Source organism: Streptomyces sp. HUAS TT11 (genome assembly GCF_051553595.1).
GTDB lineage: Bacteria > Actinomycetota > Actinomycetes > Streptomycetales > Streptomycetaceae > Streptomyces.
In genome coordinates this window covers 4,026,878-4,047,398 of record NZ_CP196184.1, presented here as the reverse complement: position 1 = coordinate 4,047,398, position 20,521 = coordinate 4,026,878, and the positions used below count along the sequence as shown (strand labels likewise).

Annotated in this window: 22 protein-coding genes; 6 read left to right on the top strand and 16 right to left on the bottom strand. The window is 66.6% G+C overall.

Annotated elements, in window-relative coordinates; translation table 11 throughout:
* Window positions 1-335 precede the first annotated feature (335 nt).
* From ACSHXN_RS18080 to ACSHXN_RS18030, 11 genes are all read right to left on the bottom strand, one after another.
* Entirely contained in the window at window positions 336-1,811 is a 1,476-nt protein-coding gene (locus tag ACSHXN_RS18080; protein ID WP_438303363.1) for an ATP-binding protein, read from the bottom strand.
* Window positions 1,812-1,813: 2 nt separating this feature from the next.
* A complete protein-coding gene (locus ACSHXN_RS18075; RefSeq protein WP_438303362.1) occupies window positions 1,814-2,653 on the bottom strand; it encodes a bifunctional DNA primase/polymerase in 840 nt (279 codons plus the stop codon).
* Window positions 2,650-3,375, bottom strand: a complete 726-nt coding sequence (locus ACSHXN_RS18070; protein ID WP_438303361.1) for a DNA methylase — start codon at window positions 3,373-3,375, stop codon at window positions 2,650-2,652. Before ACSHXN_RS18070 ends, ACSHXN_RS18075 begins: the two co-directional genes overlap by 4 nt.
* Before the next feature lie 90 nt (window positions 3,376-3,465).
* Window positions 3,466-3,975 carry a hypothetical protein gene (locus tag ACSHXN_RS18065; RefSeq protein WP_438303360.1) on the bottom strand — a complete coding sequence of 170 codons (510 nt, stop codon included), beginning with the start codon at window positions 3,973-3,975 and terminating at the stop codon, window positions 3,466-3,468.
* 12 nt (window positions 3,976-3,987) lie between these two features.
* Window positions 3,988-4,491, bottom strand: a complete 504-nt coding sequence (locus ACSHXN_RS18060) for a hypothetical protein (protein ID WP_438303359.1) — start codon at window positions 4,489-4,491, stop codon at window positions 3,988-3,990.
* Window positions 4,492-4,514: 23 nt separating this feature from the next.
* Window positions 4,515-4,706 (bottom strand): hypothetical protein, encoded by a 192-nt coding sequence (locus tag ACSHXN_RS18055; RefSeq protein WP_359401934.1) that lies wholly within the window; start codon window positions 4,704-4,706, stop codon window positions 4,515-4,517.
* Window positions 4,707-4,907: 201 nt separating this feature from the next.
* Window positions 4,908-7,022, bottom strand: a complete 2,115-nt coding sequence (locus ACSHXN_RS18050) for an FtsK/SpoIIIE domain-containing protein (protein WP_438303358.1) — start codon at window positions 7,020-7,022, stop codon at window positions 4,908-4,910.
* Between the two features lies 1 nt (window position 7,023).
* Complete coding sequence (locus ACSHXN_RS18045; protein WP_438303357.1) at window positions 7,024-8,622, bottom strand: hypothetical protein; 1,599 nt, start codon at window positions 8,620-8,622, stop codon at window positions 7,024-7,026.
* Between the two features lie 108 nt (window positions 8,623-8,730).
* Window positions 8,731-9,066: an RRQRL motif-containing zinc-binding protein gene (locus ACSHXN_RS18040; RefSeq protein WP_438303356.1), complete on the bottom strand. Its 336-nt coding sequence runs from the start codon at window positions 9,064-9,066 to the stop codon at window positions 8,731-8,733.
* A complete protein-coding gene (locus ACSHXN_RS18035) occupies window positions 9,063-10,172 on the bottom strand; it encodes a hypothetical protein (protein WP_438303355.1) in 1,110 nt (369 codons plus the stop codon). The genes ACSHXN_RS18040 and ACSHXN_RS18035 overlap by 4 nt, the downstream gene beginning before the upstream one ends.
* Window positions 10,169-10,426 carry a DUF6284 family protein gene (locus ACSHXN_RS18030; protein ID WP_438303354.1) on the bottom strand — a complete coding sequence of 86 codons (258 nt, stop codon included), beginning with the start codon at window positions 10,424-10,426 and terminating at the stop codon, window positions 10,169-10,171. Before ACSHXN_RS18030 ends, ACSHXN_RS18035 begins: the two co-directional genes overlap by 4 nt.
* Before the next feature lie 576 nt (window positions 10,427-11,002).
* On the opposite strand from ACSHXN_RS18030, the gene ACSHXN_RS18025 reads away from it, so the two are divergent.
* The 4 genes from ACSHXN_RS18025 to ACSHXN_RS18010 all read left to right on the top strand — a co-directional run bounded on the left by ACSHXN_RS18025 (window position 11,003) and on the right by ACSHXN_RS18010 (window position 14,039).
* Window positions 11,003-11,353 (top strand): GntR family transcriptional regulator, encoded by a 351-nt coding sequence (locus tag ACSHXN_RS18025; RefSeq protein ID WP_402183775.1) that lies wholly within the window; start codon window positions 11,003-11,005, stop codon window positions 11,351-11,353.
* Between the two features lie 231 nt (window positions 11,354-11,584).
* A complete protein-coding gene (locus ACSHXN_RS18020; protein WP_438303353.1) occupies window positions 11,585-12,607 on the top strand; it encodes an AAA family ATPase in 1,023 nt (340 codons plus the stop codon).
* Between the two features lie 11 nt (window positions 12,608-12,618).
* Window positions 12,619-13,191, top strand: coding sequence for an AAA family ATPase (locus tag ACSHXN_RS18015; protein ID WP_438303352.1), 573 nt, complete (start codon window positions 12,619-12,621; stop codon window positions 13,189-13,191).
* Window positions 13,188-14,039, top strand: a complete 852-nt coding sequence (locus ACSHXN_RS18010) for a DUF1932 domain-containing protein (protein ID WP_438303351.1) — start codon at window positions 13,188-13,190, stop codon at window positions 14,037-14,039. Before ACSHXN_RS18015 ends, ACSHXN_RS18010 begins: the two co-directional genes overlap by 4 nt.
* On the opposite strand, the gene ACSHXN_RS18005 is transcribed toward ACSHXN_RS18010, so the two are convergent.
* The 4 genes from ACSHXN_RS18005 to ACSHXN_RS17990 form a co-directional block, all read right to left on the bottom strand.
* Window positions 14,036-14,680 (bottom strand): HAD family hydrolase, encoded by a 645-nt coding sequence (locus tag ACSHXN_RS18005; protein WP_438303350.1) that lies wholly within the window; start codon window positions 14,678-14,680, stop codon window positions 14,036-14,038. The two genes, ACSHXN_RS18010 and ACSHXN_RS18005, sit on opposite strands and share 4 nt — an antisense overlap.
* 210 nt (window positions 14,681-14,890) lie before the next feature.
* The gene (locus ACSHXN_RS18000; RefSeq protein ID WP_438303349.1) at window positions 14,891-16,558 is read right to left on the bottom strand and encodes a hypothetical protein; all 1,668 of its coding nucleotides are present in this window, start codon (window positions 16,556-16,558) and stop codon (window positions 14,891-14,893) included.
* 39 nt (window positions 16,559-16,597) lie between these two features.
* Window positions 16,598-17,095 carry a hypothetical protein gene (locus ACSHXN_RS17995; protein WP_438303347.1) on the bottom strand — a complete coding sequence of 166 codons (498 nt, stop codon included), beginning with the start codon at window positions 17,093-17,095 and terminating at the stop codon, window positions 16,598-16,600.
* A gap of 398 nt (window positions 17,096-17,493) precedes the next feature.
* Window positions 17,494-18,444 carry a DNA-processing protein DprA gene (locus tag ACSHXN_RS17990; RefSeq protein ID WP_438303346.1) on the bottom strand — a complete coding sequence of 317 codons (951 nt, stop codon included), beginning with the start codon at window positions 18,442-18,444 and terminating at the stop codon, window positions 17,494-17,496.
* Window positions 18,445-19,099: 655 nt separating this feature from the next.
* Between ACSHXN_RS17990 and ACSHXN_RS17985 the strand changes: the two genes are divergently transcribed.
* Entirely contained in the window at window positions 19,100-19,381 is a 282-nt protein-coding gene (locus ACSHXN_RS17985) for a hypothetical protein (protein WP_438303344.1), read from the top strand.
* A 1-nt stretch (window position 19,382) separates the two neighbouring features.
* On the opposite strand, the gene ACSHXN_RS17980 is transcribed toward ACSHXN_RS17985, so the two are convergent.
* Complete coding sequence (locus tag ACSHXN_RS17980; protein WP_438303342.1) at window positions 19,383-19,595, bottom strand: hypothetical protein; 213 nt, start codon at window positions 19,593-19,595, stop codon at window positions 19,383-19,385.
* A 261-nt stretch (window positions 19,596-19,856) separates the two neighbouring features.
* On the opposite strand from ACSHXN_RS17980, the gene ACSHXN_RS17975 reads away from it, so the two are divergent.
* Window positions 19,857-20,456, top strand: a complete 600-nt coding sequence (locus ACSHXN_RS17975) for a hypothetical protein (RefSeq protein ID WP_438303341.1) — start codon at window positions 19,857-19,859, stop codon at window positions 20,454-20,456.
* Window positions 20,457-20,521 lie beyond the last annotated feature (65 nt).

Sequence of the window (20,521 nt, the reverse complement as noted above, 5' to 3'; positions counted from 1 at the left end):
TTTGGGGTGACGCAGGGGCTTGGGGGTGCGTCATCGGTGACGCAGGCTGTCCGTCATCGGTGACGCAGGTGACGCACGGTGACGCAGAGTCCGTCGTCTGCGTCACCGCTGTATGCGCAGGTCAGATGCCGTTTTTCGGCTTGGGTGACGCGGGTGACGCAGCGTCTTCCCTCTTAGGACAAAAGAGGGGGTGTCTTGTAGTTCGGTGCGCCTTGCAGCGTGAAGAAGGAGCCGCTGCGCGGCGCGACCTTTGGGCGGCGTCCGCCGAACAGCAAGAGGAGCACGCGCGGCCTGGTGCTCTTCTTGCTTGTCCGGGCGAGCGCAGGTGGCACGGGTCAGAACGCCTGCTCCTGCTCGTGTGTGGGTGGGGCGGCCGTGCGGGTCATTTCGAGGTAGCGGCCTGCTTTGGTGCGGCCTGTGTCGACGAGGACACCGCGCGCGGCAAGCGTCGGCTGGAGCCGCTTGAGCCGGTCGGAGAGAACCTTTCCCGTGGTAGGCCACCCCTTGGGCAGGGAACGTAGTTCCTCGCCGCTGTAGAGGCGGCTGAGGCAGTGCAGCCACTCGGTGGACGTCATCCGCTGCGCGTCGCCCGCGTCGATGTTTGCCGCGTGCCTGAGGACGGTCTGGGCCAGGAGGTCGCCCTCGATCACGTCGTCGTTCAGGTCGTCCAGACTGGCCCGGTACGCGGTCAGCGCCCCGAGCCCGGTGGCCGCATCGAGCTGCGCACATAGGCGGGCGAAGTCCGCCATCCGCAGATCGGTGGGGGTCTCCGCCTTGACCGCGCGGACCTTGACCGCGAGGTCCAGGAGCGAGCCGAGAACCACGGGCAGGACTTCCGCGTACTCCGCCCAGAGTTCGGCTTCGGTGCGCCGGACACGGGGGCGTTCCAACCGCAGCGGCAGGAGCCGTTCCGCGAGGTCGGGCCGGATGACGCCGACGTCGATGCCGGTCAGGAGCAGAGGGCGGCGGTAGCCGACGCGGAACACGTCCCCGTCGGTGAACAGGGCACGCTTGACGTTCTCGACTCCGGTGACGATGCAGCACATCGCGTCGGACAGGTCCGGCGTCATGTGGGAGAGGTTGTCCAGGGCGGTGACCCAGCCGGCCGCCACCGCCGCGATCAGGTTCTCCTCATCCTTCGGGGCGCGGCGCAGGTCCCCGCTCATGCCCTCGATGATCCGCACGAGCATCCGCCCGCCGGTGGATTTGCCCGCGCCTTGAGGCCCGGTGAGGAAGGGGGCGGGGACGGGCACGGAGGGTTCCAGGCAGCCGAGGAGCCAGGCGATGGCCAGGCACTCAGTTTCCGCGGTGGCGAAGTTGCAGAGCCTCATCAACAGGTCGATGCCCTTGTCGTCGGTGTCCTTGGCCGGCAGGGGCAGTTCCCCGGTGAGCTGGGTGCGCCGCCAGCACACCTCCCGCGGGTCGGGGACGGCGATGTCCCAGCCGGTGGGGTGGATGCGGACGGACTGTCCGTCGTTGCGGCCCAGGTCCAGCCACGTTGCTCCGTCAAAGCCTGGGGCAACGCGGATGTGGACAGCCTGCACGTCCTCACTGAGGGCCAGCGCTTCGATCAAATCCAAGGCCTCCTTCAGGGCGGTTCCGTTGAAGACGCCGTGCCCGTCCTTGAACAGGCCGACCATGAGTTCCTGGCGGTGGCTGCCTGTCGTGCCCTGGGAGCGGATCGGGCGGGCCACGGGGTGGCCTTTCCTCTGCGCGTACACGGTGCCGTCGGCGGTGCGGAAGTACCGGAAGTGGGCCCGTGCGTAGTCGGTGATGACCTCGCGGGCGGGGTTCTTCTCGTCGTCTGCCATGGTCACAGTCCCAACCTGGTGCGGGCGTTGGTCCACGCATCCGTGCAGTGCCGGGCGGTCTCGCCCTTGGCCTGGGCGGCGGTGAACAGCCGCGCAACGTGGGCGTCGGTGAGGCAGCCGCAACGGCCGTGCGTGGACAGCACGGCCAGGAAGGTGCGGTAGACGGTCGTGTGCACCCCTTCGCTCGCCCCGGTGATGCGCTGCTCCGCCATCGCGATACCCCGCTCAAGGAAGGCGGGCGTGCGGTGACGGCACTCACCACTTCCGGCTGGCGCGGGCACCGTGGCGGTCGGGAGCGCGGGCCCGATCGGGGCGGGCTTGCTTGCAGCGAGCGCGCGCACGGCGTCCGGCAGGTAGGCCATGGTGCCGGTGCCGAACCCGAGCCAGCGGGCGTAGGCCATCGTCGACTTGATGTCCACGCCAGGCCTGACCGCGTTCGCGGACTGCATGGCCCCGAGGTAGAGCCAGTGTTCACCCCGGGTGGTGGGCACGGTCTGCGTGGTGGGCAGATTCTCGCGGGCCCACGCGATTGCGTCGGCGTTGTCGAGGTCCACGACCGTCAGCCCGGCGCCGCCCGGATGGTAGGCGACCGCGCTCGCGCGCATCCATGCGCGGCGCCACGGGCCGGAAGTGACGACGTCGGGGTCGGTGGTCGCGGCGGCCCACGCGTGGCAGGGGCCGGGGCAAGCGCACGGCCCCGGCATCTTCATGTTCGGCCGCCCACCACAGGCGTTGTCCGCGCATCGGGGGCAGTTGCCGAACGGGACCTTGCCCGCCCGCAGTGGCAGGACCGGAATCTGTGAGGCCGCGAGTTCGAGCGCGGTGCGCAGGTGCTCGCTCATGCCGCCATCCCCAGAGCACGAGAGGCGAGGAACGCGCGGCCGATGTGCTCGCTGTAGGCGGGCGGGATGGCCTCGGTCAGCTCCTCGCGCACGTTCGTCCACGTGATGCCCATCGCCGCTTGCAGCTCCGGGACAGTGGGCTTGCCGCCGCCGTTGCCGTACGCGGCGACGTAGGGACCGTCGTAGAAGCGGCCGTGGCGGTAGCCGCGTACGCGGCCCCGGTGCGGCACGTGGGCGGGCTGCTCGATCGTGCAGCCGCTCACCTCGAAGTTGCGGTGACGGATGACCCCGAGACCGAACATCTCGCCGCACAGGGTCAGGTCCTTACGGATCTCGGCCTGCCCGTTGGGCTGCTCGATCACGTACGGCAGACCGGTCCGGTCGAGCAGTACCCGGGTCGGCGCCACCAGATCGACGTGGGTGCCGCCCCATCCGCGGGAGCGGTTGGTACCGACGGTCAGGGCGTTCTTCGCCTGGCAGGGCGGGGAGACGTGCACGAACGCGTACCGCTCGATCTCCCCTGTGACGATCAGATGGGCGAGGTATTCGAGCGCGTCGCCCCGGTGCCAGGTGAACGGGTAGTTGGGGCGGTCTGCGATGTCGCAGTCGTGGACACGGAATCCGGCGCGGGCGTAGCCCACGGCGGCGCCGCCGTCGCACGAGAACAGATCCAGCAGTAAGGGCCGCTGGTCCTCTCGCCGAATGTCGGTGGGTTGGGTCATGCTGGGGGTCCTCCACAGCTCTGTTGTGGGCAGGTGGACAAGGGCGGCCCCGCGGCTTTGGCGAGACGGTGGGGGCCGCCCTTGGCGTAGCTAGTACTGGTTGCGGGCGTCGCAGAAGTCGCAGTCGCAGTCGTCGTCGTAGGGGCAGTCGCAGCCGCAGGGGTGACCGGCGCCGATGCAGTAGCACTGGCACATGCCCTCCCCGCACGGCTCCTCCTCAGGCCCGTTTTCGGGACCGCTGTAGGTGAGGGGGCTGATGGCGCTGTGCGCGAGATCCAGGCATTGGGCGAGGCCGCCGGCGTTTTCCATGGCAGTGATCAGGAAGTTCTGGGTGGCGGCGACGTGCTGGGCGGGGTCCTGGCCGTCGGCGGATCCCAGGTGGCCGATGGTGGTCAGGACATCGAGCGCGGTGCCGATTTGCTCGATGGCCTGCGGGAGCCGCTGGGCCAGGCTCTTCAGCGCCGCGATGGCGTCGTAGGCCTCTCCCGGGTACGTCAGCCCCGGAGTCCCGGGGCGGGGAAAGGTGCGGTGGTTGAACTCGCGGATGGCTTCGGCCGCCTCGTGGGTGAGCTTGGCGGGTTCGACGGTGGTGGTCGTCATGCTGCCTCCTGGTCAGTTGTGCAGGTGGGTGTGGGAGCGGGCGAACGCGCCCCGGGTGTGGGTGGTCACGTGGGTGTTCTTGGTGACCGGCCCGGTGTAGACGTGCTTGGACACGGAGCGCCTGGCGCGGGAGAAGGCGGCGCCGATCGAGAGTGCGGCGAACGCGATGCCGGAGAAGAGGACGCCCATGCAGACGACGCCGGTGACGCTCATGGAGGCGAATCCCTTCAGCACGAGCCAGATGCCGCAGCCGATCCCGGTGGTGCCGGCGCCGAGGCCGATGGAGGCGACCGCGGTTCCGGCGGCCCAGGCGGGCACGATCCGACGGTCGTCCTGCCAGGCCGGCGGCGCGTCCCCGACGCTCGGGGGCTCGGTGTTGTCGCGGTAGGACGTCAGGATCGGCGTCGGGGGCGGGGTGGGCCGGTAGACGTCGTCGATGATGCGGCGGGCTTCGGCGTTGGCCGCCTCGTCGCTCATGCGCGGCCACCAGTCGGCCGGGGTGTTGGTCTCGCTCACGGCAGGTGCCTCCTTCCAGTGGGTCAGGCGATGGTGGATGCGGCGTTGATGAGGGCCTGTATGGCGGCGCGGATGGCGGTGGAAGCACCGGTATCGGCGGTGAAGAATCCGAACAGGAACACCGCGAGCGCGGCGGCCGGGCCGACGTAGCGGGTGCGGATGAGGACGAACGTGAGGAGCCCGAAGAGGGCGACGGCGGACAGGGTGACGATCATGAGGAGCCCCCTTGGGCAACGGCCGGCGGGCAGCATCCGAATCCGGGTGCTGCCCGCCGATGGCTTGTCGTGCGGCTTGTCGCTTGTCTTGTCGCCTTGCTTGTCTTGTCGCTTGTCGCCTTGCAGGTCACAAGCCGTTTGAGACCCCCACGACACCCCGAGAAGGGGTGTGCCTGCGGGACGGGTGACAAGCGACAAGCACTAGTCGCCCGAGGGCGGCTCGGGGGCGTGGTCGCGGTGGACGTAGCGGGCTTTGGTCCCTTCCCCGACCCGCACCGCAGTGCCCTCATCGGCCCACGTCTTGAGCCAGCCCACGACGGTCTGCCGCGTCGTGCCGTACTGGTCCGCCAGCGCACGAGCGATTGCGGACGCGCCCGTTCCTTCCGGGCCCGCGGCGAGGAGCGCGGCGAGCGCGGCCTGATGCGCGGGACTGTTTTGCTCCCGCTCCTTGCGCAGTGCGGACAGGTTCAGCCCTGTCGCGGGCGGAGGGGTGTCGGGGCCGGGGGCGGTGGCGAACTGGGCGTCGATCTCCTCGCGGAACCGGCGCAACAAGTCGTCGTCCCCGCCCGGTGCCGCGGCGCGGTCGGTGCGGTGGGCGGACAGGTTCAGCCCGCCCGCGGCGCCGGGTGCGGACTGCTCGGTGCCGGCCGCTTCCGGGGTGAGGTCGCGCATCCAGGCCGTGCGCTCCCCATCCCACCGCCGCGCGTAGTCGGCGCCCGCGGCATTTGCGGACACCGCGTCCAGACGCGGGTGCCGGTCGCTGGTGGCGACGGTGATGTCCCGGATCTGGGAGGGCTTGATCCGCCACGCCTTGAACAGTGCGCCCGGCGACTCGGGGGTGCCCATGAAGCCAGCACCCTTGAAGGGCGCCTGATCCACACGCAGCCCGCGCCGACCGGGGAACATCTTGGAGAGATCCATGCCCTCGGTCTCGCCACCGGTCAGGGCGACGCGGACCTTGGCCTCACGGCGGATGAGGAGGTTGCCCAGCACGCTGCCGGTCGCCCCCAGTGCGGTGATGATCGTGCGTCCGCCCATGGAGCGGTGCATGCGGATGAACTCATAGATCCGCTTGGCGAGTTCCTTCATCCGCCGGTCGGTGCTGACCAGGATCTCCGCGCCTTCGTCGATGACCAGCATGATCTGGGGAATCTTCGCGCTCACCGGCAGGAGGTCGGTGTCGTGCTTGGCCATCAGCTCCTGATACGCGCGCTTGCGGTGCAGTCCGACCGCGATCGCTGCGTCCAGCAGCCTCAAGGCTTCCTCGTAGGTGCCGGCGAGCCAGTCGACGCCGGGCCGCACCGGATTCCCGTCCGCCTGCTTGAGTTCGCCGCTCAGGGCGGGGCGCACCCAGGGCAGGCCGGCGGATCCGGCGTTCAGGTCGATCACCCAGGTCAGGACGTCTTCTGCGCGGGCGAGTCCGGCCAGGATCGTGTGGAGCATGTTCGTCTTGCCCGACCCGGTCGGCCCGACGACCAGCGCGCACTGCTCGCGCAGGTAGGCGAGCACGTCGTCACCGTTGGTGCGGAAACCCCAGGGGATGCCGGTCAGGATCGACAGCGGCGTGTAGTCCTCGGGGTAGGTGCGGGCTTCGGCAAGAACGTTGCGGGTGGTGACGTCCACGATCGCCCGGCCCTGGTGGACGCCGGGGCCGACCGCGGCGGTGCAGCCGTGCGGCAGCTTCGCGTCCGCCGACAGGGCCGCGGCGTACTGGGCGATGCGGTCGTAGGTGGTGCCGCCCTGCGGTTCGAGATCGAGGGAGTAGCCGTTGCCGGTCTCCCACATCTCCACGGCCAGCACGCGCACGGTGATGTTGCAGATCCGGCGGATCCGCTCCACCCATTCCGCGGCGATCTGGCGTCGCTCCGCACTCATCTCCTGCGCGATCTGGCGACGCTCCGCGGCCAGGGCCTCTTCCTCGCGAGCCTCTTCATACAGGGCGACGGAGCGGGCCCCGGCGCCCATCCCAACGCCGATCGTGGCGAGGGAGCCGAGGGCGGCCCACGACAGGGCGCCGGTGGCCATGGCCCAGGTGGTCCACCCGGCGCCGACCAGCCAGGACGCGGCCTTGAACGCGAGGGTGCGGCCCGCGTTGCGGACCTTCAGCCCCGCCACGGTGTGACCGAGGGCGCCAGCACCCCCGACAGCGAGCGCCCACAGGGGCGGCATGCCGGTCGCGGCACCGGTAGTGGCGATGGCCAGGGCTCCGGTGGTTGCGGACAGGGCGCCGGTCACGGGTCCGTGACCGGCACTCCAGTCCAGCACCGGGCCACTGTCCGCCTGCTTCTTCTTGTTCGCGGCAGTGGTGGCACTCATGTCAGACGTTCCAACCCTTCTCGGCCTCCGGGCCGTTGCGGGGGTCCTCATGGCGGGCGATGTCCTGCTCGTGGGCCTGCCGGAACAGCGGCCCCATGTCCTCCGCGACCGCGACCGCGCTCATCAGGGCGCCGAAGATGTCGTTGAAGCCGTCCGCGACCTCCTTCTCCAGCGGGAACTCACTGTCGGCCCGCTCCGCGAGGATCTTCATCACGTTCGCCACCGACGTGAGCGCGGCGGGGAGGCTTTCGACCATGGCCAGGATCTCCATGGCGTCCTCGGGGTCGTAGGCCTGGGCGGCCTGCTCCATCTCGGCAGCGTGCTCTTCGAACTGGAACCCGGACACGTGCTCTCCTTCGCTACTGGTCGACGTGCGGTCGGTGTTGTTCGGGACGGGCCCGGCCGGGCGCTCCACCCGTTCCCTGAGCCCGTCGGTGACGTCCTTGGCGGCCTCCTGCTCTGCCGCGTCCTCCGCGGCGGCCTGCTCCTCACGGATCGCCGCATCGCGCTCGGCGCGCTGCTCGCGGGCCGCGCCGGTCAGCTGTCGGTACAGGCGCCGACCGGGGTGGACCAGCCAGGGCAGGCCCAACTTCCGACCCAACGGGCTGGCCAGGAACCCGAGGAGACCGATCGGGAGCGCGAGCAGTGCGGCCAGGGCGCGACGCCCGTGGAAGCGCGCTGCAGAGCGGCGCAGGGCCTTCCTCGCGGCCTGCCGGGCGGGCGCCTTGCGCACGCTGGACCGCCCGTCGGCCACCTTCCGCGCGGTGGCCGCGTCCCGGCGCGCCCGCTGCTTGGCGATGGCCGCCTGCTTCATCGCACGCGCCTTACGGCCTGCACCGCCCAGCATCCGGCCCGCCAGACCACCCGACTGTGCCCGCCTCTTGTGGGGCTTGGGGGCGTTGCGGCGAGCGTCGGCCACCGCGCGCCGGGCCGCGGATGTCTGCTCCCGCTTCTGCGCGCGGGACGCTCCGGCCTGCTTCTGTGCCTTCCGTAGCGCCTTGACCTGCCCCACCTTCGACAGTGCTCCCGCCGCACCGCCGCGACTGCCGCTCTTGAGCCCGGCGGGCTTGTTCAGGGAGACCGGAGCACTGTGCTTGGCCGCCCCGGACCGTCCTTGACTGGCCCCACGACGTCCCAGACCGGCACTCGGTCCGCGCCGCTGCTGACCGGGGACCTTGCCCGACCCGCCAGCCGTGCGACCGCCACCTGAACCGGTCTTGCGACCGGCGGTGTTGAGGCCGCCGGAGCGGTGTCGGGCGGCGTGTTGGCGGGCCGCGGTACGCGCGGCGGCCCGGCGCGCGGCCTGCTTCGGGCGCGGGTTGCGGCTGCGGTAGGAAGCGAGGGTGCCGAACACGACCACGCCGGTCGCGGCGACCGCCGCGGCGACCGGCCCGCCGACCAGCCCTGCCCCCGCGATCGTGGAGACCGTGGCGTTGACCCCGGACAGGGCCAGCGGCGCGACCGGCCAACCACCCGGAGCGTCCTCTACCTGGCTGTTCTTCTGCTCATCCGCCTTGTCCACAGCCTGTGCGAGGGCCGGGGCGGGCGGGGTGTCGGTGGTGGCGGGGGCCACTACCGCTTCCGTACTGATGTCGGTCATGCTGAAGGCACTCCTTCCGGAGTGAAAAGCAGGACCCGAACGAGCTGGTGAGAAGGTGCGTTCGGGTCCTGCGCCTGTATGGGGGATGCGCTGTTCAGTCAGGGGATTTCAGGCGGCGCACTGTTCCTCGGGGGCGGCACAGGAGCCGCACATGCCCAGCGAGGGCGGGATGACGTAGCCGACGTCGCGCCGGCACTCGGGGCAGACGCGGCGCGCGGCGTTGGCCTTGGCCAGCGCCGCCCACCGGCCCGGGGTCATCGGACGCACCGGCTTGGCCTGGTCGATGCGGTACAGGTAGGCGACCAGCGGGCCACGCCGGCGCCGCGGGCGTTCGAGCTGGGCGGCGACGTCCTGCCCGCCGGGCCGCAGACCCAGGGCGCGCAGTTGCCGGTAGGTCGCGTAGCCGTCCGGGGCCAGGCGCCAGCGGTAGACGGGCAGGCTCACGACGTGCTCTCGGCGGCCATGAGCGTGGTCCACGCCTCACGCACCCGGTCCTCAGCGCCCTTGAAGCCCTGCCCGCGGAACTCCGTCGCGGCCTGCCGATACGACAGCGGCGGGTTCTGCGAGTGACGCAGGAACCGCAACACCACGACCAGCTGAGCATCCGAGAGCGTGGCCCCCTGCTCGGGGACCGTCACACCCGCGACCATCGCCACGTCCGCGAGCGTCACGGCCGGGAGGCGAATCTCCTCATCCCGTGACGGCTCGGTGTCCTCGGCGGGCGGATCGATGTCCGGCGTCACGGCGGCGTCACGCCCGTCGTCACACTCACTGTGCGGGCCGGGAGGCAGGGCGTTGACCTGCGTGTCTTCCGCGTCCCGGGCGGTGCCCGAGGGGGGCAGGGCCGGTGCAGTCGCGGAGGTGGATTCCAGGGGCGTGACGGTCGGCGTCACGGGCGTGCCGAACATGGCGGCCAGCGCGGCATCCGCGCCCTCGGTGACGCGCTCGCGCTGCACATCCACCAGCCGCGCCCCGAGCGTGACGTCACCGACGCCGACCTTCTCCGCGAGCTTCCACGACTCCCGCTCCGACTGCGCCTGAACCTTGGCGTCCGGGTGGTTGGCGGCACGGGCCCGGTGATAGGCGAGAGCCTGAACAAGCTCAGCCGTTTTGCGCTCGGCCTCCGGATCGCGGCCATCGCGGTGCACGACGATGCGACGCGCGAGGAACGCAGCGCCCTCGGCGGACACGGACATGCCCATCGGGGTCAGCGCGTAGATGACCACGCGGCCCGCATCCGGGGCAGCCATCGCCGACATCGCCGACCCTGCCGCGGGCAGGGCCCACAGTCCGGCGCGCACCGGCCACGGGGACGCCTGGCCCAGCATCGTCAGACCGAGCAGGACCAGCGCGAGCACCGCGGTGGCGCCCTCACCGGCCGCGACCGCACCGGTCGCGGTGCCCTTGCCGTACATGTGACTGATGTTGGAGAACGTGCCGATCGCACCGAAACCACCGGTCGCGACCATCGGCACGAACGCCGCAGTCAACACGACCGCTTGGCCGCGGGTCAGCTTGCGCGGCGACGCCGTGACGGCAGTGCCGGTCATGCGGCTTCCCCCGTCCCGAGCCGGTTGGCGACCGTGCGGCGGGCGACCAAGACCTTGTTCGCGGCCCGGCGCAGACGACGCTGATCCAGCTCCGACGCCGGCCGGTCCAACAGGCTGATCTGGACGTCCAGCAAGTCCATCTCCGCATCGATCAGCGGACGCTCCAACTCGATGGCGTGGAGGTCCCGCCAGGACGGTTCCGCGTCGGGCAGACCATCGGTAACGGGCTCCTGAACAGCAACGATGAGCTTCATGGGTCGTGTCTCCCTAGCAGTAGGTACGGCCCGAACAGCGGCTCCCGGGAGGCACCCCGGGAGCCGCCCGCCGTACGGGGACAGGTCCTCTCGCGAAGCACGAGCGACCGCGGCTCCCCGGCACCTCACGCCGCATACGGCAGAGATGCCGGGGACCGTGAGCACTGGTGCTCAGGCAGGGCGCGAACGCCCCGCGAAGGTTCTGCGGATGTCAATCACCCAATGCCAGTCACCGCCGTGAAAGGCGGATCCGGGCAGGTCACCCGGCTCGACATGGGCGGTCGGGATGGTGACCCGCACCCATCGACCACACGTGTTCATGTGGCTGGGCCGGCACACTGTTGAGTTCTTCGCAGCGCTGGCTCCGGGCCTAGCCTCCGGGCGCTGTTTGTGCACGTCAGGCGAGTCGATCGAGCGCTCCACCCTCTCTGGGGGGGTCAATCAAACTCTGCCTCAGAGTGCACTGTGAGACAGAGTGAGTCAAGTGCCTGCCCGAAATGAGGGCAGTGGGCACTGGCTCTACCTCTGAGGCAAGGGCACTATGAGGCAGAGACCGAGAAGAGGCTTGGGGTGCAGATGGTCGAGTGGACCGGCAAATTCGCCTATCAGCAGGTGGCCGATGACCTGCGGCGACGCATCGCGGATGGCGAGTTCACCGAGACCGGACAGCTTCCCTCGCTTGCGCAGATCCAGAAGCGCTACGAAGTCACGGTGACCGTTGCCCGCGCAGCCATCCGTCAACTGACGACGGATGGCCTCGCGGTCAGCCACCAGGGCAAGGGCGCGTTCCTGACGCCCGACGCCGGTCGGGCCGCAACACTCGCCGATCCGGTCGCGATCGTGACCGAGCTGCGCGAGGAAGTCGAGAAGCTGCGCACCGAAGTCGGGGAGCTGCGCCAGCGCGTCGCGACGCTCGAAGGAAGCTGAGTGAGCAAGCCGGGGTAGTGCCTGAGCGGCCGTGGTGTGTGGCATGTGCACCTCCTCGTTCGGTGTGTGCACTAGTTCACAGCTGCGGCGCGAAAACCTGTATCACGTATCACTACCTGAGAAATTCTCGGCTCTTTTACACATCCGCTTATACATGCTCTATCACGACGTTCCATGGGCCTACTCGAACCGCTACACTCGCGGCTCTGAGTAGCTATCTAGGAGGGGCAGATGGCTCGGCAGCACCCGGATTGGAACCCCGAACTCCTTCGCAAGCATCGCGAACAGATCGGGCTCACCCTGGAAGATACGGGGGAGAAGCTCCGCGAAATCGCGGAGCGGCACGGCTTCAACATTGCCGCGAACTTCCAGACCATCTGGGGCCACGAGAAAGGGTCGGTATACCCCGGGCCGCATTACCGGCGGGCCTACTGCCGACTCTATCGACGCAATGAAGCGCAACTTGGCTTCCGTCGAGCCTTGCCCGGAGAGGATGCCCCTGTGGAGTCCGCCGCCGTACAGCTTCCTGCCCCGCGAGTACAGACACACGACGAACAGCCGCAAGCCGTACGGCAGGCGCTCAGCAGCATTCGAGAGGGTACGGATGACGTCGACAGTGAGGCATTCCGCAACCGCGTAGTTGACGCGTGGCGGCGCCGTACGAGCGGCGCCGCCACCGACGGCCCCACGGTTGTGCTGGTCGGCGGGTTCGCCGGTTCCGGGAAGTCCGAGTTCGCCAAGTTCCTCGGTGGTCTGACAGGGTGGCCGATCCTCGACAAGGACTCCCTGACGCGCCCACTGGTCGACCAGCTCTTGATTGCGCTTGGCGGTGAAGCGCACGACCGAAGTTCCGACCTCTATCGCGAAAAAGTGCGTCCTCTCGAATACCGCTGCCTCATGGAAGCGGCTTGGGACAACGTGGATTGCGGAATTTCCACCATCCTTGACGCCCCGTTCGTCTCGGAGTTTTCGCAATCCGATTGGATGCTGCGATTCCAGAATCGCTGCCGCTCAAAGCGGGTCTCTGTCGCGACCATCTGGGTCGAATGTGATCCAGAGTCCATGCGCGAGTACATCGAGTTTCGTGGCGCCGCCCGCGACGCATGGAAGATGGAGGCGTGGGACGAATACCTGTCGTCGCTCAATCTGGAGTTGCGTCCCCAGGGTCCGCACTTCGTCGTTGACAACCGTCTTGGCGCGGCCGTTGCCCTGGTCGATGAAGCGCGCGACGTGCTGAGTGGCGGTGGGCTGTGACGCCGTCCGGCGTGATCCTGTACGGCCCTCCGGGCTCCGGTAAGGACACCATCACCCGTGAACTGTGTCGACTTCGGCCGGACTTCGCGCTCTTCGAGCGGCTTAAGGCTGGTCCCGGACGCACGACCGGATACCGGCTTACGACCGGTGACCACATCGAAGCGTTGTCGCGCGCGGGAGAACTCCTGTACCGCAACGCCCGCTACGAAGCTGAGTACGCCATCGACCGGCAGGGCGTCGCGGCTCTGGTCGACGGTGGCCGCATCCCCGTTCTACACATGGGGCAAGTCGCTGGCGTCAGAGCGGTGGCTGGCTTTCCCGTGAACTGGATTCGCGTGCTGCTGTGGTGCCCCCTAGACGTCACGGAGTCGCGTTCCGTCGGCCGCGGAGACAGGGACGTGAAGGCGCGTACGAAGGTGTGGCACGAAACCCGAGAGGATCTGTTGACTCACGAGGCCGACCCCTGGACCCTCACCCTCCGGACCGACCAGCTCAGCCCTGGCGAATCGGCCGTCGCCATCATCGACGCCCTCGCGGGCTCTGCCTCAGCCGAGAGCCGGGACATCCGGGAGCTTGTCGCATGACGACGCTCGGCATCCTGCACCCCGGCAGCATGGGAGCAGCCATCGCCGCTGAGGCACGACGCTCCGGAGCTGAGGTTCTGTGGTGCCCGATCGGACGCAGCGCGACCAGCCGGGCACGGGCGGAGAGATACGGGCTCACACCCGTACGGGCACTGAGCGAAATGGCTGAGCGCGCCGACATTATCCTGAGCCTTTGCCCGCCGGCCGCCGCCGAGGACGTGGCGCGAGACGTCGCGGCGTGCTCGTACGCCCGAATTTACGTCGATGGGAACGCTGTCTCTCCAGCGACGATGGCCAATATCAGCGCCATCCTGCTCTGCTCTGGGGCGGCCGTGGTCGACGGCTCCGTGATCGGGTCCCCGCCGTCGGACTCTAAGAGCCCTCGCTTCTACCTCTCGGGTCCGGCCGAAGCTTTGCCGGCAGTCGCCCGGCTCTTCGACGGAAGCGCCGTCCAAGCACGTGCCTTGTCAGGCGGGGTCGGTCAGGCGTCCGCGCTCAAGCTGTCGTACAGCAGCTACCAGAAGGCGAGCCGCGCTCTGGCCGCCGTCGCCTATGCCCTCGCCAGTGACCACGGGGTGGAGGCGGAACTACTCGACATCGCCGCAGGGCGTACAACCAGCTATCTGGCAGAGACCACGTACTTCCCGAAGGTCGCCGCTCGGTCGTGGCGTTGGGGTCCCGAGATGAGGGAAGCGGCGCACGCCCTCGAAGAGGCCGGACTTCCATCGAACCTGGCTAACGCCGCAGCGGCCGTTATGGAACGGTGGTCGGGCCTCAAGGATGCGTCGCCGGATCTAGCGCTCGTGATGGAGGAGCTGCATACACGCCCGCGCGGCGATTCGAGCTAGTTCCTTTTCTCTCGCAGCAGCTCGATGGCCTCTGTGACTCGGTGCACCGCAGCGACCGGCTTCTGGAGGCCATTAGGCCATTTACGGCCGTTGGCCACCCAGACCGTCCCTAGGCCCGCTGCCCTTCCTCCATCTATGTCGGTGTCCGGGTCGTCGCCGATTATCCACCCGCCAGCGCTCAGCTCGACGCCACATGCCCTAGCCGCGGCCTCGAAGAGGCGACGCTCCGGCTTCCGTACCCCTACCTCCGCCGAGACGCAGATGCCGTCGAAGAGCGGTGCGAGCCGAGTCGTGTCGAGCTTGGCTCGCTGAATGTCGCCCGCCCCGTTCGTTGCGATGCCGAGCGTCCACCCCGAGCGGCGTAGCCCTTCGAGCCCTTCCTGAACCCCAGGGAACGGGCGCACCGTGCGAGCCACACCAGCGACGTACTCACGCCAGAGGCTGCTCGGATCATCGTCGAGCCCCAGCACCGTCCGCAGGCGTATGAAGTCCGCTGGGTAGGCGCGCTCCCTGAGCCGATCGCATATGACGGACTCCGCAGTCCGCGGCAACCGGCGCGAGCGCACGAAGCTGCGAGCCCAGCCCTCAAGGCCCGCGCTGCGATCGATCAGGGTGTTGTCCAGGTCGAAGAGTGCCAGCACAAGGCGACGCTACGCGAGGACGCGCTGTCGAGGCCCCGGCCGGATATGCCGTCAGCACGCACAGAGGCTGCTACGACTCGGCTAGCCAGGTCGTCAACACGGTGCCGGAAGGCTCGCGCACGGCGCGGTCGTGCGCTGCTTCTACGGCGCGACCAGCCTCCCGACTTCGCCCGACTGGACGCGCCGCGTGGCGCACCCGGGAGGCACGCCCTATCCCAGGGGGTTTTGTCGTGAGCCGCCATGATCGAAGAAGTCTCTTGCAACCTGGACATCCAAACCAGTGGATTTCCACTCATGGGGCGGGAAAAATACAGGATCTGATCCTGCGACGACATCATATGTCACGGAGATGCCCTCCACATCCACGTTCATCTTAGCTATTTCCGGGAGCGGAGCTTCACGGATCGCCTTGAGCATTCCGTTAATGTAAACAACGTCGCCATCGCTGGCCTTAAGCATCTGCCCGAGGGTTCGATAGTCAACTATTGTGCAGCCGGAACTCTCCTTTTCGAAAAACATCCCCGAGTTCTGCGAAGTCACAATCAGGGACTTAAGTACTATATGGCCGTCGCTGAGAGGAGTTGGATCCAGGGAAAGGACGCGCTCGGCCAGCAAGTTGATTCCAGCCTCCGACCCTAAGGTTTCGAGCACACTAGCCACCTGGTCAAATGCTTTCGAGAGGCCACCTTTGTTCAGGGACCGAAGGTAGTCTTTCGCCCAGTAGGCTGGAAGGGTCGCTTTAGCCTCAACGGCGTAAACAAAATATCCAAGCGTCTCCTCGCGCGAAACTACCAACAGATCGATATCGGGAGCCTTCGGATTGATCGAGGTGAGTTGAACATTCCGCTGCACCAGGAAGCCAGCTCCTTCGAACATCGATGCAAGGCGATCGACAAATTGGTCCCCAAGTGTGTTGCTAACTTCAGAAAGGAACCAGTTCGGGTCTCGACTGGCCTGGACTCTCAGCAGGTGTGCCGGTATGTCATCGTCAATCATGCTCCCTGCGGTCATAAGAAGGTCCGGGAGCGCAGGATGGTCGACGATGTTGTAATACATTGGCTGGAGCTTCTTGTCTGGTGAGTACGTCAGATCGCCAAGAATGGAGCAGATTTCCGAGTCGGCCAATCCGGTGCCAACTGCGAGCTCCTCTACAATCTGATCCTTCGGGAACCGGAATGATGCCCAAGTAGAATTAGCCCTAGCGTAGTATCTATGATAGAGCGCCTTGGCGAGGAGATACTCGTACACGCGGCGGAAGCTCTCGTAGCCGTATCCCTTAAGGGAAATTTTGGCGGAGGCGACGTCCAGTAGATCAAACTTCAGGCGCGCGCGCACCTTAGCCTCGGCTAGTGTGGACTCAAAAGCCTCTATGATGTGCTTGCCACTGCCGTATTCTTCTTTACCGCGCAGCAATTCTTCGATCTCAGGGCTATTCACACCCTGGCGGTGCATCTCAATGCTGTCCAGGATTGCGGCATTCCACCCCTGGGAGAACTGTCGAGGTATAGAAGGGTCAGAGAATCCAATGGATACGCGGCCTTCCTCGAATTGCCACGAGAAGGATTCTGGCGAGTTGTAGCTGTAGTACAGGTACTCCCTGATGAGGTAGTAGTGCGACAGGAATTCTAGATCTTGGAATACTGTCCCAATGTCGAGTTCTCTGGTTGATGCGGTGCTCTTTACGAGCAAAGGCAGCGCGACGTCAAGGCCCCTCTTGAGCATGTTGGCCAAACCGTTCATCTCTGGTCGAGAGTCGGCCATCGATATAGCCCCGAACACATCGATAAGGACAGAAGGTGCGGGCATCTTGAAAATCTCCCGACCTGTCATTTCCCTGTCGAGGGCTTGCTCGAACGATGTGATCTGCTCGAAGCTCATCTAAGTCAACCTTCCGACTTCAGACCTGGGAACCGCACGTCAGCCCGGCTGATGGAAGACGAAGGAGAAGGGATCTTCCTGTCGGCCGCCATGCACGACGCATTTGTCGATTTCTAACCCTCTGTCGGTCAGAGAAGCCACGAACTCCCTAGAGTCCTTCCAACCGGCCCTAAGTTGACGCCCGAAAGAAAGGCCAACGACCGACGATGCGCCGGCCTGCTTGAGTGCATAAGCGGCACTGGCCATAGTGCCACCGGTCGTGAAGGTGTCATCGAACAACAATATTCGTTGCCCCTTGACGGCAGGGTTTGCAGTAAACAATCCCGGCACTATCTGCGCTCGCCGCGTTTCCGCCTTCGAAGTCTCATTCTTAAGTAGGACGCCGCTGGTCCATTCGGAGGAGAAGTCCCGTACGGAATCGATCACGGCATCCAAATGCTGAAGTCCTCCACGTGTAGAATAATGCGATGGCATCGCAACGCGCAGATTGAATTTCCCGCCGTAAAAACCCTCCACGCACTGGAGATGCTGCGCCATGAACGTCCACAGGAGTGACCCTAATGGCAGTCTTAACCATGCATCAGAAGGCTCATTTTTGGCGCGGGCCAGAATTCCCTCAAAGCCAGCATTGAGGGAATAGCAAATCGGAACAAATCCGTCTAGTACCGATGACAGCGTGTGTCGGCAGTCGTAACAGCGCTCGTAAGGCGTTCCCTGGGGGCCAACCCGCGTCGGGGTTCGGCATAAGGAGCATGTGCCAGCATCCTCAGGCAACACTGAGGGGGCGGCATGTTGCTCACGCAGCCACTGCACCCAGTTCCTGGTACTCCAGTCACGATCGTTAGGACGCAGAAAACGGCGGTAGGACAACCTCGACCCCCTGCATGTGGCTCCACCCCACACCAAGGCTAATCGTACCGTCCGACAGCAGGCAATCACCTAGCGTCAAACAGAAGCTGCGTCGGAGCTTGCGTCTGCTCCATGCGAACGGGACGCCCCAAGATTTCGAGCATCTGTTCGATACTCGACACGAGGGTGGCTCGCTGAGCCTCAACCATCTTCTGCGCCCAAGGCTGCTGATCCACGAGGGACTGGAGCAGCAACACGTGCCGGCCCTGCTCGGCTGCCACGCGAGCCTGCATCTTGGCGCCAGATGTCCCCGACGCCTCAATCACGACGCTACCCAGGCTGATCCCAGACGTGACGTGGTTTCGTCGCGGGAACGTATCTCGACCAGGTGAGCGGGAGGGCCAGAACTGAGAGGCAATTAGGCCTCGCTCGGCGATTTCCTCCGCGAGATCAACATTCTCTTTTGGGTAGCACCTTGTGATGCCTGTGCCGATTACCGCGATGGTCCGACGCTCGAAATGGAGTGCTGTGCGGTGCGCGGCCGAATCGACACCGCGAGCCAGACCTGACGAGATCGTGTACCCGGCTTCACTGAGTTCACGCGCCACCATGCGGGCTCGTGAAAGGCCCAGGTCTGTTGCATCACGCGTACCAACGACTGCGACTGAGTGCGCGTCAGCTTCATGATCGAGCTTCCCGCGGTAGAACAAGAATGGAGGCAAATCAGTTACGGTTCGCAGATTCTCGGGGTACTCGGGATCTAGTACCGTGACTAGACTGGCTCCAACGCCCCTGGCCAGCTCCAACTCGCCCTCAACGCGGCTGAAGTGCTCGCTCAGAGCACGCTCCCTTAGGCCTTCACGGAGTACCGGAAGGGCCTTCCGGGCGGCGGTAGATTCTTCGGGGATGAACCCCTCACACAGGCTGTCGAGGTGCCCCTTCAACGCACACCGGGCGAGCAGTGACCAATCGACGCTCTTACCCTCTATGCGGAGTGAGCAAAGCGCTAACAAGCGCATCCGTGCTTCATCGATCATCTCTATCTCCTTCTACTCAAAGATCACTGTTCGAAGGATCGATGACTGAAAGTCTAGAGGTCAGGTACATCACGTTGCCACAGTTACGCACTTCGAGAATGGGCGGACTGTGGACGTGCAGCGGATGACCTGCATCGATGGAAGGCAAGTCACAGCGGTCACACCCGGAGTGTCACCCGAACGTGACCTTCCGCCACTCGGCGGCGTTCATGCGGGGAAGCCAGAGCATCTACGGGTCGTCGAGGTCGTGTCTCGGTCTCGAAAACCGTCGTGCGGCCGGCCCTGCCGGCTCGGCACCCGCGCCGTACGTCTTATCAGGTCACCCGCCCTGACCCTGGGAACCCGTACGAGCCCGGCTCGGTTGCGTACGCCCAATACGAGCGCGGCTACGACTTTGCGGCGGCTCTCGCCAGGCGTGGGGAGGGCTCGGGATCCGGCATGGCGGACGACGTCTATCGCTGGTGTAAGGACCGGCTGACGCCGGCAGCAGGCTTCGAGGGCAAGGTCACTACGGCGGTGATGCAGGGCTGCGACTGGGGATCCAATCGGAGCTCCGTACCTCCGTCGAATGCGCGGTAAGGCCAACTGGCGTACCTGCCCTGCCCCGTCTCCTGCGAGGCGGGGCGTTGTCATACCCCGGACGTAGGGTCCATGCGTGGCACACACCTTTGACGATCTTGTGGAGATGGAACGCGTCGCCGATCAGGCACAAGCGCAGGTCGCGCAGCTCCGGGACTCGTATGGGCCCCCGAGCGTGAAGCCTTGGACCGAGCAGCAGACCGAGGCGTACGAGGAGGCGTGGCACGCCTGGCGTGATCGCGCGGCCGACGTCCAAGCGGCGATCACGAAGTACGCCAAGGATGAGGGCCAGGCCCGCAACGACGTTGAGGCGGATGTGAAGAAGGCAGCCAGGCATCCGGAGATGGCCTCGGCTTGATCTACGGCGTGGAGCTGGCTGCGGGCTTCGGCCAGGCGGCCAGTTCCTCGTCTGTCTCGGTGTCCACGAGGGTGATGCGCGCGCCGTCGTGCCCGCAGTCGCCGACTGTCGCGGCGAACTTCTTGCGGCCCGTGGCCTCGCGCCCCCACCAGCCGTCCATCACCCGGCGGTCGTCCAGAACCAGGGTGAGGCGGTAGCGGCCGGCGTCATCCATGATCGGCACCTGTTCTGCCGAGCACGGTCGGCACGGTCAGTTCGGACAGGATGCCGGGCGTGTGGCCTCGGCAGAGACCGACCCACCGGGGCCCGCTCCCCATGTCGACCACCCAGACGCTCAGGCAGGTGTCGCCGCAGACCGCGCATCCGGCCAGGAGCGCGAGGTGATGGAGGGGGCGCCGTTCCCGGCCGCGGCCACATCGTGGTGAGCTGGGGAGAGTGGTGGATACAGGCAGTCAGATTCCAGCAGGATGACGGCATGAATCAGGAAGTAGCAACAGCGCTCATAGGGCTTGGCGGCGCAGTGCTGGGTGCGGGCGCAACATCGATCACAACGTGGCTGAGCTTTCGCCATCAACGTCGTACTGCGAAGGAGGCTCGCCTTCACGAGGTCGGGCGTTTGGCAACTGATACGGCACTCTCGAAGCTGATCGAGCTGCAAGACCTAGTCGAAGCATCAGCGGCATCTTCAGGCGCTTCGCGAGATGATCGAGAGCCCTGGGAGCGGACAGCACGCATGCACTTCCGGGACATCAATCTCGCCCTGTTGCGCATACCCAGTGACGCAGTACACGAGAGACTCGCTCCGACACTCGCGCTGGCGAAGCAGTACCGCTACGCAGGCCCCCGGCATTTCCACTACCTGCATCACGTGCAGAAGGTGTCACAAGACATGATCAACGTTCTGTCAGCCTATATCCGAGACGCCAAGCTGCCCCTTCCTCATGAGGACGTCGCCGCAGCTCGCCGATCAGTCGAGGCCGCTCGCGAGTCGGAGCGCCTCCGTTACGAGGAGATGCGACGAGAGTACGAGGAGCTCCGAGCCGAGGAGCCTGAGGAGCCTGACGATCTGCCCTAAGGGCTCGGGGGTGGGGTTTGAGCCCAGGATGAATCGCGCCACGACGGTTTGCAAGATCGCTAAAG